Genomic DNA, 15,709 nt, shown 5'->3' with positions numbered 1-15,709 from the left:
AATAAACCGGCTTTGCGGTCATGGCTTTGCCAAGGTCAACTGTGTTATTTTGATATGAAACCTACTGCATCTGTTGGCCTCAATAAACAGTTGAAAGTGTTTATTTATCTTTCAAAATCCCACCATAAAATTTATACTATAGAGTTGCGCTTGTTTTTTTTTGAAAAAAAATATTTTGTAAATTCAAATATTATTCCATTAATTATGTGCATATACTCCACTCCGAGTATATCATTAATATGTATTTGAAAAACATAAAATAATATTCCTAAAAATAAAACACATATTTGCTCTTGTATAAAACAAAATATTAATAATAAATCCAGTTTGAACCATAGAACAGCGGAAAAACCTGATTGATGTAAACCCTACAATTCCAGGCAGTGGTGGTAAGTTAACATAGTGTATGAAACAACAAATTTTTAAAGCAATAAGATAATGGCGTCCAAAACTAAAGCAATCATGCAAATCCAACTCGATCAAAAGGACACTGATAAAACAGGCGAGGATTTGTTAGAATATGCAGAAACCCTGAGTGAAGCGCTCGGAATGAATACCCGCAGTATACAAAAAGAGATGACATCTGGTGATTTTGGCCATCTGGTGATTACTTTCAACAAGTATTTTGGTGAGTATATAGAATTGCTGGATAATGACAACACCATCATGTCGGGTTCAAAGTAAATACCCACCAAATCCTCATTCCCGGTAGCCTGGACGTATTTCTTGTTATTTTTAATGGTTTGTGGACAAACAGCGGGAGAACAGGCTGATAGAATAAAAAACGCTGCATCATATGGTCATACAAAACCCGCTTCTTCAAAACGCCACGACGCCAACCATCGGGAAAAGACATTTAAAAATAAAGCTATTTAAATCTCAAAAATAAACTGACGATTTTTCGCTTCTTAAACCCGTAAGGCGGATAAAGGTTTCTGACTGGGGTGAAACCTGTTTTTTGATGCAGAACAGCCTTTTGGTTAGAAAAAGCCAGAAAACCATAATATCCATGAGACTTCCCCATACCGCTTTGCCCCACTCCTCCAAAAGGCAGACCGGGATGGCCAAACTGCACCGCACAATCGTTGATTACAGCGGTTCCCGAACTTGTATGTGTCAATACGTAGTCACTGAAAAAATCCTCTTCAGTAAATACATAAATGGCAAGGGGTTTGGGTTTCGAATTTATAAAGGCAATGGCTTCATCAATATCCGAATAGGTAAGAACGGGTAAGAGGGGGCCAAAAATCTCTTCCTGCATCAACTTCAAGTCTGTCCTGATCTCTCGCAGCACCGTGGGCGCCATATAATTTCCTGCCTTGTCCACCTCACCACCCACCACAATTTGTGCGCCCTTGTCCAAAGCCTCGGAAAACATGTCCTGTAGCCTTTCCAGGTGCTGTGGGTTGATAATACGGCCATAATCCTCGTTGTTCGCAGTACCTCTATCTTTTGGATTGAACATTTTCCTTACCTGCACCTTCATCTCCTCAAAAAACCGATCGGCTTCAGTTTCATGTACCAGTACGTAATCAGGTGCTACACAGGTTTGGCCGCAGTTCAAAAACTTTCCCCAGACTACCCTTTCAGCGACTTCACTGATTTTGCAGGCCTTATCAATCAATACAGGGGATTTCCCCCCTAATTCCAGGGTTACAGAAGTCAAATGCTCTGAAGCAGCTTTCATCACTGACTTGCCTACAGCAGGGCTTCCTGTAAAGAATACGTGATCAAATGGTTTGGAGAGGAGAGTCTGTACAACAAGAGGCCCTCCTTCTATCACGGTCACTTCCTCTTCTCTAAATACCTCAGACACCATCCCACCTATGAGCCTCGATGTGCTTGGCGCCATTTCCGAAGGCTTCAGAACCACGGTACAACCGGCTGCAATGGCAGAAACCAACGGACCAATGGCCAGATTGAAGGGATAATTCCACGGCGAGATGATCAAGGCCATCCCTTTGGGTTCCATCTGTATATAAGATTTACTCCCGACGAGGGGCAAATATCCTTTTATTTTATGAACCCCTGCCCATTTGGGGAGCCATTTGACAGCATGACTGATTTCTGAAAGCACCACGTATATTTCGGTCAGGTCTGTTTCCGTAGGCGGCTTTTTCAAATCATCCCAGACTGCTTCCTTAATCTTTTCCCTATTGGATTTTATCCACTCTTTTAACTGTCTGAGACTGTCAAGCCTCTCCTGGACGGTTTTCTGCTTTAAACGCATCGAAGCTGCCTTCTGCTTTCTGAAAACCTCCTCTATAACCGTTGCGTCTATATTTGCTTGCATAATCCAGAGAAATAAAAAGACCTTAATAAAACCCGAATATTAATATCAGAAAAAAATATTGTTATAAAAAATGGAAAAGAGAAATTAAAATACAAATTTTTTAATTAATTGGCTTAATTATAAAAACATTAAATATTTTTTTATAAATGTAGTCTTTTTCGCTAAAAAAATCTTATATTTACCTGATAACAAAACGATTAATGTGAAGATGTACTGGAGTGTAGATGCGATTTTTCAGCAGCAACAGCTGAATGAAAAACTTAAATTAAATTTGATCAAGCATTATATAAAGAATCTCAAAAAAGGGAAAGCAAATGAAAAAAGCGGGGTCAATTGATCCCGCTTTTTTCATTTAGCAACCGAATATTTTTAGAGCCCGATAATTGTCAATCTTTCTTTTTAATCAATTCCTCGGTTAGTTTATTAAGTGCCTTCACCTTATATTCAAAATCACCCTTCAGCGTCTCTCTATACAGATTAATATTTTCCACCATTTCATTGATGTTCTCAGGTACCACTTCTTCAAGCAGTTGCCTCAATCTCTTCGCGGTAGTAGGAGATTTCCCGTTCGTGCTGATGGCAATCTTGACGTTGCCTTTGGTTACAATCCCACCTAGATAAAAATCACAATATTCAGGAGTGTCTGCCACATTAACCAACAGAAACCTTTCTTTGGCATCTTTGTGGATTTCCTTATTTATCTCCTTGTCATTTGTCGCCGCGATGACCAGGTGTTTTTCCTCAAGGTACTTTTTTCTGTAAATATCCTGAACCAACACCAGCCTTTCATTGTGATCTGCCATGCGCTTAACATCTTCAGAGATCTCGGGTGCCAATACGGTGACCCTTGCATTGGGGCTGGATTTTAATAGAAAAGTGAGCTTCTCCAAACCCACCACCCCTGCTCCCACCAAAAGCGTGTTCAGTTGGGATACTTTCAGAAAAACGGGGTACAGTTCATTCATTGCTGTAATCGGATAAACTAGTAGCGAAGGCTATTTGGAAGCAAAAGCCACCTCCTGATAGATTTCCATCAGTTTGGGACTCTCTCTGACCACCTCCCCTACGACTATGACCGCCGGGGAGCCAATACCACCCTCTCTGGCCTTCCACTCAATGTCCGAGATAGTGCCTGCAACCACCCTCTCGCCTTTGGTAGTACCATTTTGTACGATGGCAATGGGTTTTTCTTCCAACCCAAGTTCGCGGTACACCTGAACAATTTCGGGGAGCTTACGGGTCCCCATAAGCAATACCACCGTAGCAGAGGACCGGGCCGCCAGCAATAGGTCCTTTGAAAGTTTCCCCGCTGAAGTGGTTCCCGTAATGGTCCAAAAACTTTCCGAAACCCCGCGCTTGGTAACAGGAATTCCCGCCGAGGCCGGCACGGCCACAGACGAAGAAATCCCCGGAATCACTTCGGTTTTTATTCCAAATTGATGGATATAATCCAGTTCCTCTGCACCCCTTCCAAAAACAAAGGGGTCTCCGCCTTTCAGTCTCACTACATGTCCATGCTTCTGTGCATAATAGACACACAACTGATTGGTTTCTTCCTGTGGGTTCTGCTTACTCCCGCTCCTTTTGCCCACAAATATCCTGAGGGCTTTGGCCGGGGCATGGTTCAGCAACACGGGATCTATCAATGCATCATACAGTACCACATCGGCCTTGTTGAGTGCCAGTATCCCCTTAAGTGTAATCAGTTCCGGATCACCCGGCCCTGCCCCTACCAAAGTAACCTTTGGAATGGTTTTTTCCATCATGCATGCACCTCCTTGGATCTAAACTCACTGATCGCTTCAAACAACCTTTCTGCATCCTTATAATATGTTTTGGCAAAAGCTTCGGTAGGTTCATTCTTCCTTATCCGGTAGATCAATTCCTGAAACGGACTTCCTATATCTATTTTTCCAGACACTATAAACTGTTCCTCAAACTGGCTGATGATATTGGCATAGCTGTTGGTATTGATTCCTTCAGCGGTCAGGATAGCCTTGGCGGCATTGACCATGCTGGCGTAGGAGTGGTAGATACTATCAGCCCATTTTCCTTCGTTCAGGCTATCTTCTGCATTGGCCAGCTTTTCTCTGGCTTCCAGTAACAGTGTAGACACCAGATCAATCACTACACCGGCACATTCACCCACACCAATGGCCTTCACATAGGGCTCATCATTTCCCCAGTCTACAAAATCTTCTTCCACGATATCGTCTGTACTGGCCAAGGGCTTCAAAATTTCATAGAAATACATTTGCCCCTGCCTTTCGTAATATGCAGCATACGTTTCTCCATCAGAAGCGTTTTTGCCATAATCGTCCAGGAGAACTCTTAATGCCTGTGGTCCTCTCTTGCTGGGTATTTTGATTACTTTATCGGAAAACCTTCCTTTTCCGTCTCCAAAACCAGCGCCTCCGAGCAGCACCTGCAGAGCAGGAAGTACCGATTTACCCACTTTCATGGACATTCCCTGGAATCCTATCGAAGCCATGTTGTGCTGGCCACAGGCATTCATACAGCCCGAGATTTTTATTGTCAGGTCTTTGTTCAAAAGGTACTGCGGATATTCGTTCACAACCACCTCTTCCATGACATGGGCTGCACCTGTACTGCTGGCAATACCCAAGTTACAGGTATCTGTCCCAGGGCAAGCGGTAATATCCCCTACAGAATTGTAGCCGTAATCTCCCAATCCGATCTTTTGGAGCTCCTGATAGAAAAAAGGCACCAGTTCTTCTTTAACATCCCGTATAAGAAAATTCTGCCTCAGGGTAAATCGTAATTCGTTGTTGGCATACTTCTTAATCAAATCGGCCAATTTCCTTGCAACCGCCGTGCTGAAATCTCCCAAATGAACTTTTACTCCAACAGAAACATAGCCTTCCTGTTTTTGAGGCATGACGTTGGTCTGTTTCCACCACTTGTAATGTTGACTCGATGGCACCTCTACAGAAGGTATCTGAGGGGTGGGCAGGGTTTTGGCTGCCTCATAAGAAGCGTATTCTATGGGATAGCTTTTAAATGGAACGGCGGTCTTTTCCTCTTCAACTAAACGCAGAAACTCTTCAATGCCAATACTGTTGATCAGAAACTTCATCCTCGCCTTCATCCTTTTCGCACGTTCGCCATGTCTGTCAAACACCCTCACCACGCCTTCTATAAACGGGATCAGCTGATCGGTAGGCAGAAACGCATATACCTCATCGGCATGCCTTGGCTGAGAACCTAAGCCTCCGCCAAGCACCACTTTAAATCCTCTTATTTCCTCTCCGTTTTCTGTTTTCAGCTTGGGAATGAAACCCAGGTCATGAAGGTAAGAAAGCGCAGTATCTTCGTCACTCGATGAAAAACTGATTTTAAACTTCCTTCCCATTTCCTGGCAAATGGGGTTCCTGAGCATGTGTTTGAATGTCGCATCCGCATACGGCGTGACATCAAAAGGTTCATTGGGGTCCACACCGGCGGTCTCAGAAGCAGTGACATTTCTTACGGTATTCCCGCAAGCTTCCCTGATGGTGATGTCGTCCCTGTCCAAATCAGCCCATAGCTCGGGCGTTCTGTCCAGGCTGACATAATGGATCTGAATATCCTGACGTGTGGTAATGTGAAGTTTCCCCGTAGAGTATTTTTCGGAAACGTCACAGATTCTCTTCAACTGCTCAGATGTCACCCTGCCGTAGGGCAATTTGATCCGGATCATCTGCACCCCTTCCTGGCGCTGACCGTATATGCCTCTGGCAAGCCGGAGACTTCTGAACTTCTCCTCATCTATTTTACCGTTGCGGAAAAGGGAGATTTTCTTTTCCAACTCAATTATATCCTTTTCTACTACCGGGTTTTCTATTTCTGTTCTAAAACTTTGCATCGGGTTTGTGAAATTTAATCTATGACAGTAAATAAATTATGGCTCCTGATGAGCAGCTTTCAGTTTTTTTGGATGACGGGGGAAGACTCATGCAGCCCACATTCCTTGTGGGAAGCCTCCCACCACCATCGACCGGCCCTTGGGTCCTCCCCAGGCTCAATGGCCCTGGTACAAGGGGCACAGCCAATACTTATATACCCTTTGTCATGTAATGGGTTATAGGGTATTTTGTTTTCCTTAATATATTCAAGCATGCCGTCCATCGTCCAATCCAATAACGGATTAAACTTAAGAATATGATTGCCTTCGTCCCATTCCAGTTTCTTCATGTTCTTGCGGTTTGGACTTTGTTCGGCCCTCAGGCCGGTTATCCAGATGCTTTTCCCTTCCAACGCCCTTTTCAAAGGCTCAACTTTCCTAATATAGCAGCAGGATTTTCTGTTTTCCACCGATTCGTAAAAACTATTGATCCCTTTTTCCCTGACAAACTTTTCCACGGAATGGGTATTGGGATAATAAGTTTTTATGTCCAAAGAATACTTTATGATTGTCTTGGCCAGCAGGTCATAGGTCTCGTAAAACAAACGTCCGGTATCCAAGGTAAATATCTCAACCGGGAGCTGGTTTTTGGCTATGATCTGGGTGATCACCTGATCTTCCTGCCCCAAAGATGTGGAAAAAACCACTTCCCCGGGGAAAAGATCACACAACAAACCCATCGCTTCCGCAGCACTTAAGTCGTCAATCCTTTTGGACAATTCCTCTATTTGATTTTGCTGAATCATTTTTTATCGAATTTTGGGAATCCTAACTTGATGGAAAAACCAAACCCTGTTGGTTTACCCACCCTTTGCCTTAGGCTTTCAGGGGGTCCAATTACAAAAGTACATAAAACCTACAAAATATATAGAGTTTATGTAAAAAAATTCATTCGTTTTCCAAAATATCTTGTAATGTTTTCATCTCCAATATCTTGAGGGTTTCATCTCTTACCTTAATCATTACTTTGTTCAGCCCACATTTTTCCTGACTTTCGCACTCTTCACAAGGCTCGTAATAATTTAAACTCACACAGGGCAATAAGGCAATAGGTCCGTCCAACAGTCTGATGATTTTGGATAATGGAATTTCTACCGGGTCTTTGATCAGATAATAGCCTCCCCCTTTTCCTTTCTTGCTGCCCAGAAAACCCGCTTTCTTCAACTCCAAAAGTATGTTTTCCAAAAATTTGTGGGAAATACCGTGTTTTTCTGAAATCTCCTGAATTAAAATTGCTCCCTTATCCCTGTTCTTTCCGAGATAAGTAAGCGCATGAAAGGCATATTTTGTTTTTTTGGATAGCATTATCTTACAAAAATATCATTTTTTGCCAGAATTCGGCTGTTTCGTTTGAAATTCAAAGAAATTACGGCGGTTGGATTCCTCAATATAATCATTCCGGCAAAATAAAAAAATTCCCCGGGAATCAGCCCGGGGAATTTTACATCTCTATGAACCTCAGATCATTTCCACACTCCTCTTAACGAAGGCGGTCAGATCCTTTCCTGTCAGCAAGCCCTGGGAAAGCAGGGCCAGATCAAAAGCCTGCTTGGCCAATTTTGCCTGCTCCTCTTCATTTTCTGCTTTGAGGACCTTATCAATAAGGGGATGGTTGCCGTTGATCCCTACTTTGTAGCTATCCGGAAGGGCACCGTAAAACCCCATTCCTCCGCCGGTCTGGGCCATGTCCTTCATTCTTCGCATGAACTCATCCATGGTCACAGTAACCGGAAGTTCCTCAGGACTCATGCCCTCCACTTCCACCTTATAGCTGTCATTGCTGATGGCCTTTTCGAAAATCTCCTTCACTTTTTTGGACTGATCTTCTGACAAAAGGTTAGAATATCCCCCCTCTTTCTGGATCAATTTGTCTACCACATCTGCGTCCACGCGCTTGAGCATGGTTTTTTCAAGTTTGCCCTCCAAATGCTGAATAAAGTGGCTGTCAATTGGCGAATCCATCAGAAGAACATCGTAGTCTTTCTTGTTTGCCGATTGGATGAAACCGTCCTGCTTGTTGGCGTCAGTGGCATACAGATAAACCAGTTGATCCTCCTTGTCCGTTTGAAAAGCCTTTGTCTTTTCCCTGTATTCTTCAAGGGTAAAAAATTCATCCTTGGTATTTTTCAGCAAAGCGAAATCCTTTGCCTTTTCATAGAACTTGTCTTCAGAAATCATCCCATATTTGACAAAAAGACCGATATCGCCCCATTTTCCCTCATAAACTTTCCTGTCTTTTTTATACAGCTCGGCAAGCTTGTCTGCTACTTTTTTGGTGATGTAATTGTTGATTTTCTTCACATTGCTGTCCGCCTGAAGGAAACTTCTCGACACATTCAACGGGATATCAGGGGAATCTATCACTCCATGCAGCAACATCAAGAACTCGGGAACGATGTCTTTTACCTCATCGGTGATGAACACCTGCCTGCTAAAAAGTTTTATTTTGTTTTTCTGAAGCTCGAATTCGTTTTTGATTTTAGGGAAATACAGCACCCCGGTAAGGTTAAAAGGATAATCCACATTTAAATGAATCCAGAACAGAGGATCATCGCTCATGGGGTAAAGTTCCTTATAAAATTTCAGGTAATCCTCATCCTTAAGCTCATTGGGCGATTGTGTCCAAATCGGTCTGGTTTCGTTGATGATATTATCTACTTCAATAGATTTCCATTTTTTCTTGCCCTCTTTATCCTCTCCGTCTTCTACACTTTCTGTTTTCGTTCCGAATTTAATGGGGACGGGGAGGAATTTGCCGTATTTTTCCAGGATGGTCTGAAGCTTCCACTTGTCCAGAAATTCTTCGGATTCGCTGTTGATATACAGGATGACGTCTGTTCCCCGTTCGGTTTTTTCACCGGGGCTGATCTCAAATTCCGTGCTGCCATCACAAATCCAGCGGGCCGGTTCTGCTCCCTCCTGATAGGAGAGGGTGTGGATTTCCACTTTGTCCGCCACCATGAAAGCGGAATAAAAACCCAAACCGAATTTGCCGATGATTTCATTCGCGTCCTTTGCTTCCTTGAATTTCTCCACAAACTCAGTAGCGCCGGAAAAAGCAATCTGGTTGATGTATTTTTTGATTTCTTCCCCTGTCATCCCGATCCCTTTGTCGGAAACGGTGATGGTCTTTTTGTCTTTGTCAAAACTGACTTCTATGGTGATGTCTCCCAATTCCCCTTTGTACTGCCCCAAAGTAGCCAGCCGCTTTACCTTTTGGGTGGCATCCACGGCATTGGAAACAAGTTCACGAAGGAATATCTCATTATCAGAATACAAAAACTTCTTGATAATGGGGAAAATGTTTTCGGTATGAATGGATATGGTACCTTTCTCCTGCATGGTAGTATATGTTTATTAGTAATGAAACAATTTTCGATACTTGATAAGGCCATAAAAACAAGTCCCGTTCCAATTTCAAAACCATGTCAAATTGTCATATGGACCTTTAAAACCATAGATTCGCCAGATTCACACCGATTTAATTTAATTGTCGGAGAGCTTCCGGTCAGTATTCTATGAATAAATCCGTGCTAATCCGTGGTCCCACTTTTTTTAACCACAAATTACCCAGATTCCCACAGATTAAATTCCCCGAGAGCTCCTAATCAGTTTTCCAAAAACAAATCCGCGCCAATCCGTGGTCCCTCCTTTTTTTTCCTTCACACTTCTATTCTCCATCCAAAATCTCATAAATAGGCTGACCGGTAGCACCATTAGGCAGGCGTGTCTTCAGCAAGACAGACAAAGTCGGCGCGATATCGGTGATGGTAGCATAGCGGCTGCTGCTTCCCGGCTTGATCCCCCATCCATAAAACGCGATGGGCACATGCGTGTCATAGGTATATCCTGTGCCATGCGTGGTGCCCCGTACGGAATTGGTGAGCCAGGCAGGCTCCAGCACCAGCAGCACATCCCCTGAAGCCTTGTGGTTAAAGCCCATTTGCAGCAGATTTCTTTTCCCATAAGCATATTCCAGCCTGATCATATCACTGGCCGTGTAGGCTTCTTTGATTCCGTCAAACCTCAGCATAAACGTGGCGATCTCCTTTTGCATTTGCTCCAGGTCAAGGCCCTTTTCCTCTGCCAATGGCCGGTTTAAAAAAATCTGTTCATTGGAATAATTGATGATCCAGTTGCCTTCCCCGTACTGCTCATTGGTAAAGCCCTTAAGTTGTGTCAAAACAAACCGGGTATCCAGACTGCCTGCCGGCACATTTTCTGACTGCATGTACCTGACCACATCAGCCACGCCATGGTCCGCTGTGATAAAAACCAGGTATTCGCCTTCGCCTATTTCCTTGTCCAAGTGGTCAAAAAAGGCCGCCAGTTCCCTGTCAAGTCGCAGGTAATTGTCCTCCACTTCCGCAGAAGACGGTCCAAAACGGTGGCCGATATAATCCGGGGATGAAAAACTTACCGCTAAAAAATCGGTCTCGCCCCTTTTGCCCAGCTGCTCGCCATCTAAAGCTGCATAAGCCATGTCCAATGTAAAAGTATTCCCAAAAGGGGTAGAACTGATAAGGCCAAGCCCGCCGTTATGCTCCATTAAATCAGGCAGGTTGTAAGGAAAGGCTGTCCCTTCCATTCCAATAAAGGGGGCTTCGAACTCATTGTCATCCACTGTGCTTTGGACATAGGTTTCTATGGGAAACAAAGGCTCCCACTTTTGGGAGAGGTATTTTTTAGGAAGTTCTTTTTTGTTGAATTCCACCACCCATTCCGGTAAGGTTTCCTTATAGTAGCTGGAAGTCATAAACTCTCCCGTCCCCCCGTCATACCAGTACGCTTCGCCCAAATGGCCCGCGGGCAATGCGGCCCCCCGGTCTTTGATGGCAATGCCAATGGTTTTTGAACGCTTACCCGTGGCGAACTTCAGTTCGTCGGTGATGGTGGTGGTCAGCATGTTTCTGGGAGATATCTTCCCACTTCTCTCCCTTCCTCCTACCGCCGTCACGGTGCTGTCTTCCGCGCAATAAACCGTTTTGCCCAGCTTTCTCACATACCAGTCATTGGCGACGATGCCGTGGCTGGCCGGGGTGGTACCTGTATAAACGGAAGCATGGCCCGGACCTGTGTAGGTAGGAATATAGTTATAGTGGCCATTGCTCATCATAAAACCCTCGTACATGAATCTCTTGAATCCCCTTTCAGTATACCTGTCATAGAACCTGTAAAAATATTCCTGGCGCATCTGATCCACCACAATGCCGACTACAAGTTTTGGCCTGTCGACTTTTTCCGGAACAGCTGTCTGGGAATAACTCCACTGTGACAAAATCATGCAGCAGCATAAAAGTATTTTTTTCATGAGTTTTTCTATTGTTTTGATTGACGGCAACAAATATAGAGAATCGTAACTAAGTGGGACAACAAAAATAAAGTACTTGGTTTAAAACCTTTCGGTCTTATGATATCTGCAAATTCGAACCATCTACAGGAAAAGATGATGACCCCGGGATTTCATCAAATTCTCAACAAGGTTAATGCGGAACACCGGCGTTTTCTAATCCCTCCTTCTCAGGTCGCCGTCTTTGATGGATTTGATAAACTGCGCCCAGGCAAACGGGTTAAGCAGCGGTAAAGGTCTGGGCCCATAGCGGTCCATGTTCTGCATTGTCTGCTGATTGGTAAAGTGGCGGAAATTCTCATTACCGGAAGCCGGCATCTCCTCAGCCCATCTCAAAAGCAACTGTGGGCTTAGATTCCCTCTATTTAGGGGTATTTCATCATCCATATTCATGGCGAGAATCGCATTTTTAAACTCTTCCTCCGTCGGATAAGGCATCACTTCCACTTCGGCCAGCGCCACTTCATCTTCGATCATGGTAAGAATATAACTTAACTTGTCTTCTTTTATATCCTCTGGGATCTTTAAGGTCTGCCTTTTCAGACCGATAAAGGAAAACACCACGCTGTCGCCGGCCACTACAGGCATAGAAAAATAACCAAAACGGTTACTGCTTGTACCCCGGCCTTTTTTGGGAACATAAATATTTACCCCTGGAATGGCCACGGTACTGTCTGCATTAAGGATAATACCCGAAAGCTGGACGATTTTTCGGTCCCGGTCATCCTGAGCCAAGAGGCCTTCCGGCCATGCAAAAAATGCCAATAACATTATAAATAATATGGTAAACCTTTGCTTCACGACTATCTGCTGTTTCTTATCCTTTTTTCAATAAACGGTCCCGGTAGTTACTTGTTACAGCAAAACCGCATTTGGAAACACGATTATACGCTATTTCCCCGTGATTTTACTAACTTCAACTGATTTTAATTGTTAAAGTTAATTAAATGCGGCTAAAAAACATAAGTTTAAATTATGGCATGAGGGTTTTCAAAGCCCTTTCCGAAGAGGCCCGGGTAAGGATCCTGCATCTGCTGCTGCTCAATAAAGAGCTCTGCATTTCCGATCTGGAACACATTTTGGATTTCACCCAGACAAAAACCAGTCGCCACCTCACTTATTTAAAGAATGCGGGATTATTGGGCAGTAAAAAAGTGGATCAATGGACGTTTTACTACATTCTGGATGAGGCCCAGGAAATCATTAGCCAGATTTTTAAGTTTATCCAAAAAGACACAAACCTGATCCGGGATCAGGAAATTTATCAGATTTTGCATTCAAACAGAGAACTTGCCATCAACAAAATCCAGAACAATCCGTACAGAAAATAAAAAGGTGTTTTGAAAACATACCAACATATTTTCTTTGATCTGGACCATACGCTCTGGGATTACGACCAAAATGTGAAGGAATCCCTGCAGGAGTTGTATGGAAAATATGAGATACAGCAAATGGGAAAGCTGTGCTTTGAGGATTTCTTCGCGGCTTTTCAGAAGATCAATCAGGAATTATGGATTCTTTTTAATCAGGGGGTTTTGGACAAGGACAGTTTAAGAAAAGTCAGGTTCAAAAAAATTTTCAGTCTGGCCAGGATTGACAGTCATCCCATCCCAGCTTCCCTGGAAGAAGAATTTGTCTGCATCACTTCTTCTAAGGCCAAAGTGCTGCCTTATTCTTTCGATGTACTGGCTTATCTCAAGAGAAAATATTGTCTGCATGTCATTACCAATGGCTTCAATGAGAGCCAATATGCGAAGCTCTCCGCTTCCGGCCTCCATGGTTATTTTGACCTGATAGTGACCTCGGAGAGCTCTGGCTATAGGAAGCCGGACAAAAGAATTTTTCAATATGCTTTGGAAAAGCTGAAGGCCAGTCCCTCAGACTGTCTGATGATAGGCGACAACCCTGATTCGGACATACTGGGTGCCCAGAACGCCTCTATAGACCAGATGTATTATAACCCTGGAGATAAGGAAATTACACTTCGGCCTACTTATACCATCCGCTGCCTAAGCGAAATCAAAACCATCCTCTAATTTCAAGTCAAATATGATGTCCGTGCTATCTATTTATGAAACTGCCAGTTTCACGGAATGCCTGATTGTCCTCGAATTCCGAAACAAGTCCCCCGAAACAAATTCGGGTCAGGCTTGGACAAGTTTACGCCGCCTGGCCCGGCTAATACCGGGGAATTAGCACGAAGGATGAGGATAGTTTGGGTGAAGCTATTATTGGGAAAAACGGTTCAACGCCCTAGCCTCCTTCCACGAAATTAGTGTTAATCAGTGGAATTAGTGGATAATAAATTCATTCATCAACCGGAAAATTGATCCTTGATCAACGCTAGTCGCGCAGAATCTTTGAAGCCCATCTTATTTTGTATATTTGTACACAACCTAATTCATCAACGCTAACACCAAACTATTATGTTAAAAGGTTTTTTCAATGTCCCTGACCCCACAAACGAACCCGTCAAAAACTACGCTCCGGGATCACCGGAAAGAGCATCTTTGCAAGCCGCCATTAACGATGCCCGCTCAAAAGTGGTCGACATTCCTATGTTTATAGGAAGCGAAGAGGTAAGAACGGGCAATAAAAAAGAACTCTCTCCTCCCCATGACCACCAGCATCTTCTGGGATATTTTCATGAAGGAGACAGCAGTCATGTGGAGCAGGCCATTAATGCTGCACTGGGGGCAAAGGCCGCATGGGAAAACATGCAATGGGAACAACGAGCCGCTATTTTTCTCAAAGCGGCGGATTTGCTGGCTGGGCCCTACCGGGATAAGATCAACGCCGCCACCATGTTGGGACAATCAAAAAACGTGTATCAGGCAGAAATTGACTCCGCCTGCGAGTTGATAGATTTTTTGCGTTTCAATGTAAAGTTTATGGCCGAAATCTATGCCCAGCAACCTCCTATACATGGCGCCGGTATCTGGAACAGAACCGAGCAGCGGCCATTGGAAGGCTTTGTTATGGCCATTACCCCCTTCAATTTCACGGCCATTGCGGGTAATCTGCCTTCTGCCCCGGCCATGATGGGAAATACCGTGATCTGGAAGCCCGCCCATACCCAGATTTACGCTGCCAATGTAATTATGGAGGTTTTTAGAAAAGCCGGGCTCCCCGACGGGATCATCAACCTCATTTATGTCGACGGCCCCACAGCAGGAGATGTGGTGTTTTCCCATCCCGATTTTGCAGGGCTTCATTTCACCGGGTCCACTGGTGTATTTCAGACCCTTTGGAAAACTATCGGTGCAAACATCTCCCGGTATAAAACCTATCCAAGGATAGTCGGCGAAACGGGGGGCAAGGATTTCGTCATCGCCCACAAGTCTGCTGATGCCAAAGAGCTGGCCACAGCACTTGCCAGAGGGGCTTTCGAATACCAGGGACAGAAATGCAGTGCCGCTTCACGGGCCTATATTCCTTCCAATCTATGGGAGGAGGTCAAAGGATTCTTATTGGCAGACATTGATTCCATGAAAATGGGCGGACCGGAGGATTTTAGCAATTTTATCAATGCGGTCATCGACGAAAAGGCTTTTGACAAAATTACCGGCTATATAGACGAGGCCAAAAACGACTCCAACGTGGAAATCGTAGCCGGAGGGAATTATGATAAATCAACGGGATATTTTATCGCTCCCACTGTCATCCATGTGCAGGATCCCATGTACAAAACAATGGTGGAGGAGATTTTCGGCCCTGTATTGACCCTATATGTTTACCATGCAGAGCATTATGAGGAAGCCCTTGAACTGGTAGACCAAACTTCGCCATATGGGTTGACAGGGGCGGTATTCTCCAGGGATCGTTACGCCATTGAGCTGGCCACCACCAAACTCCGTCATGCGGCGGGTAATTTCTACATCAACGATAAGCCAACCGGTGCCGTGGTGGGGCAACAGCCATTTGGAGGGGCCAGGGCCTCAGGCACCAACGACAAGGCCGGCTCTATGATCAACCTGCTGCGCTGGGTATCTCCACGGACCATCAAAGAAACCTTTGTGAGTCCCAGGGATTACAGATATCCATTTTTGGAAGAATAAATGGGCACGTTGTATTGGTTTTAGCCACCAAAGTTCATCATTAAACGGGGATCAATTTGGGTGGGTTTTTTTACAGTCAAAAAGAAGATGAATATGCGCCCTGA

At 44.2% G+C, this 15,709-nt stretch carries 13 protein-coding genes; 4 read left to right on the top strand and 9 right to left on the bottom strand.

Annotated elements, in window-relative coordinates:
• The first annotated feature begins 462 nt into the window (after positions 1-462).
• Entirely contained in the window at positions 463-684 is a 222-nt protein-coding gene (locus ACFPFU_RS06020) for a hypothetical protein (protein ID WP_377062526.1), read from the top strand.
• A 184-nt stretch (positions 685-868) separates the two neighbouring features.
• Here ACFPFU_RS06020 and ACFPFU_RS06015 read toward each other — a convergent pair whose 3' ends face one another.
• The 9 genes from ACFPFU_RS06015 to ACFPFU_RS05975 form a co-directional block, all read right to left on the bottom strand.
• Positions 869-2,293, bottom strand: a complete 1,425-nt coding sequence (locus tag ACFPFU_RS06015; RefSeq protein WP_377062524.1) for an aldehyde dehydrogenase family protein — start codon at positions 2,291-2,293, stop codon at positions 869-871.
• A 386-nt stretch (positions 2,294-2,679) separates the two neighbouring features.
• Positions 2,680-3,258, bottom strand: coding sequence for a precorrin-2 dehydrogenase/sirohydrochlorin ferrochelatase family protein (locus ACFPFU_RS06010; RefSeq protein ID WP_377062522.1), 579 nt, complete (start codon positions 3,256-3,258; stop codon positions 2,680-2,682).
• A gap of 30 nt (positions 3,259-3,288) precedes the next feature.
• On the bottom strand, positions 3,289-4,059 hold the full coding sequence (gene cobA, locus ACFPFU_RS06005) for a uroporphyrinogen-III C-methyltransferase (RefSeq protein WP_377062519.1): 771 nt from the start codon (positions 4,057-4,059) through the stop codon (positions 3,289-3,291).
• A complete protein-coding gene (locus tag ACFPFU_RS06000; protein ID WP_377062517.1) occupies positions 4,056-6,158 on the bottom strand; it encodes a HEPN domain-containing protein in 2,103 nt (700 codons plus the stop codon). The genes cobA and ACFPFU_RS06000 overlap by 4 nt, the downstream gene beginning before the upstream one ends.
• 59 nt (positions 6,159-6,217) lie before the next feature.
• Positions 6,218-6,943 (bottom strand): phosphoadenylyl-sulfate reductase, encoded by a 726-nt coding sequence (locus tag ACFPFU_RS05995; RefSeq protein WP_377062515.1) that lies wholly within the window; start codon positions 6,941-6,943, stop codon positions 6,218-6,220.
• Between the two features lie 142 nt (positions 6,944-7,085).
• Positions 7,086-7,502: an RrF2 family transcriptional regulator gene (locus ACFPFU_RS05990; RefSeq protein ID WP_377062513.1), complete on the bottom strand. Its 417-nt coding sequence runs from the start codon at positions 7,500-7,502 to the stop codon at positions 7,086-7,088.
• Between the two features lie 153 nt (positions 7,503-7,655).
• Positions 7,656-9,539, bottom strand: coding sequence for a molecular chaperone HtpG (htpG, locus tag ACFPFU_RS05985; protein WP_377062511.1), 1,884 nt, complete (start codon positions 9,537-9,539; stop codon positions 7,656-7,658).
• 328 nt (positions 9,540-9,867) lie between these two features.
• Positions 9,868-11,508, bottom strand: coding sequence for an alkaline phosphatase PafA (gene pafA, locus ACFPFU_RS05980; protein ID WP_377062509.1), 1,641 nt, complete (start codon positions 11,506-11,508; stop codon positions 9,868-9,870).
• Between the two features lie 195 nt (positions 11,509-11,703).
• The gene (locus ACFPFU_RS05975) at positions 11,704-12,318 is read right to left on the bottom strand and encodes a carboxypeptidase-like regulatory domain-containing protein (protein WP_377062507.1); all 615 of its coding nucleotides are present in this window, start codon (positions 12,316-12,318) and stop codon (positions 11,704-11,706) included.
• A 176-nt stretch (positions 12,319-12,494) separates the two neighbouring features.
• On the opposite strand from ACFPFU_RS05975, the gene ACFPFU_RS05970 reads away from it, so the two are divergent.
• The 3 genes from ACFPFU_RS05970 to pruA all read left to right on the top strand — a co-directional run bounded on the left by ACFPFU_RS05970 (position 12,495) and on the right by pruA (position 15,605).
• Positions 12,495-12,878: an ArsR/SmtB family transcription factor gene (locus tag ACFPFU_RS05970; RefSeq protein ID WP_377062505.1), complete on the top strand. Its 384-nt coding sequence runs from the start codon at positions 12,495-12,497 to the stop codon at positions 12,876-12,878.
• Between the two features lie 9 nt (positions 12,879-12,887).
• On the top strand, positions 12,888-13,583 hold the full coding sequence (locus ACFPFU_RS05965; RefSeq protein ID WP_377062503.1) for a YjjG family noncanonical pyrimidine nucleotidase: 696 nt from the start codon (positions 12,888-12,890) through the stop codon (positions 13,581-13,583).
• A gap of 390 nt (positions 13,584-13,973) precedes the next feature.
• Positions 13,974-15,605, top strand: coding sequence for an L-glutamate gamma-semialdehyde dehydrogenase (gene pruA / locus ACFPFU_RS05960; RefSeq protein WP_377062501.1), 1,632 nt, complete (start codon positions 13,974-13,976; stop codon positions 15,603-15,605).
• Positions 15,606-15,709 lie beyond the last annotated feature (104 nt).

Origin of the sequence: Negadavirga shengliensis, assembly GCF_042652345.1 — a bacterium.
Taxonomy (GTDB): domain Bacteria; phylum Bacteroidota; class Bacteroidia; order Cytophagales; family Cyclobacteriaceae; genus Negadavirga; species Negadavirga shengliensis.
Note: the sequence above shows the minus strand (reverse complement) of the source record. Positions and strands in the feature narration are given on the sequence as shown.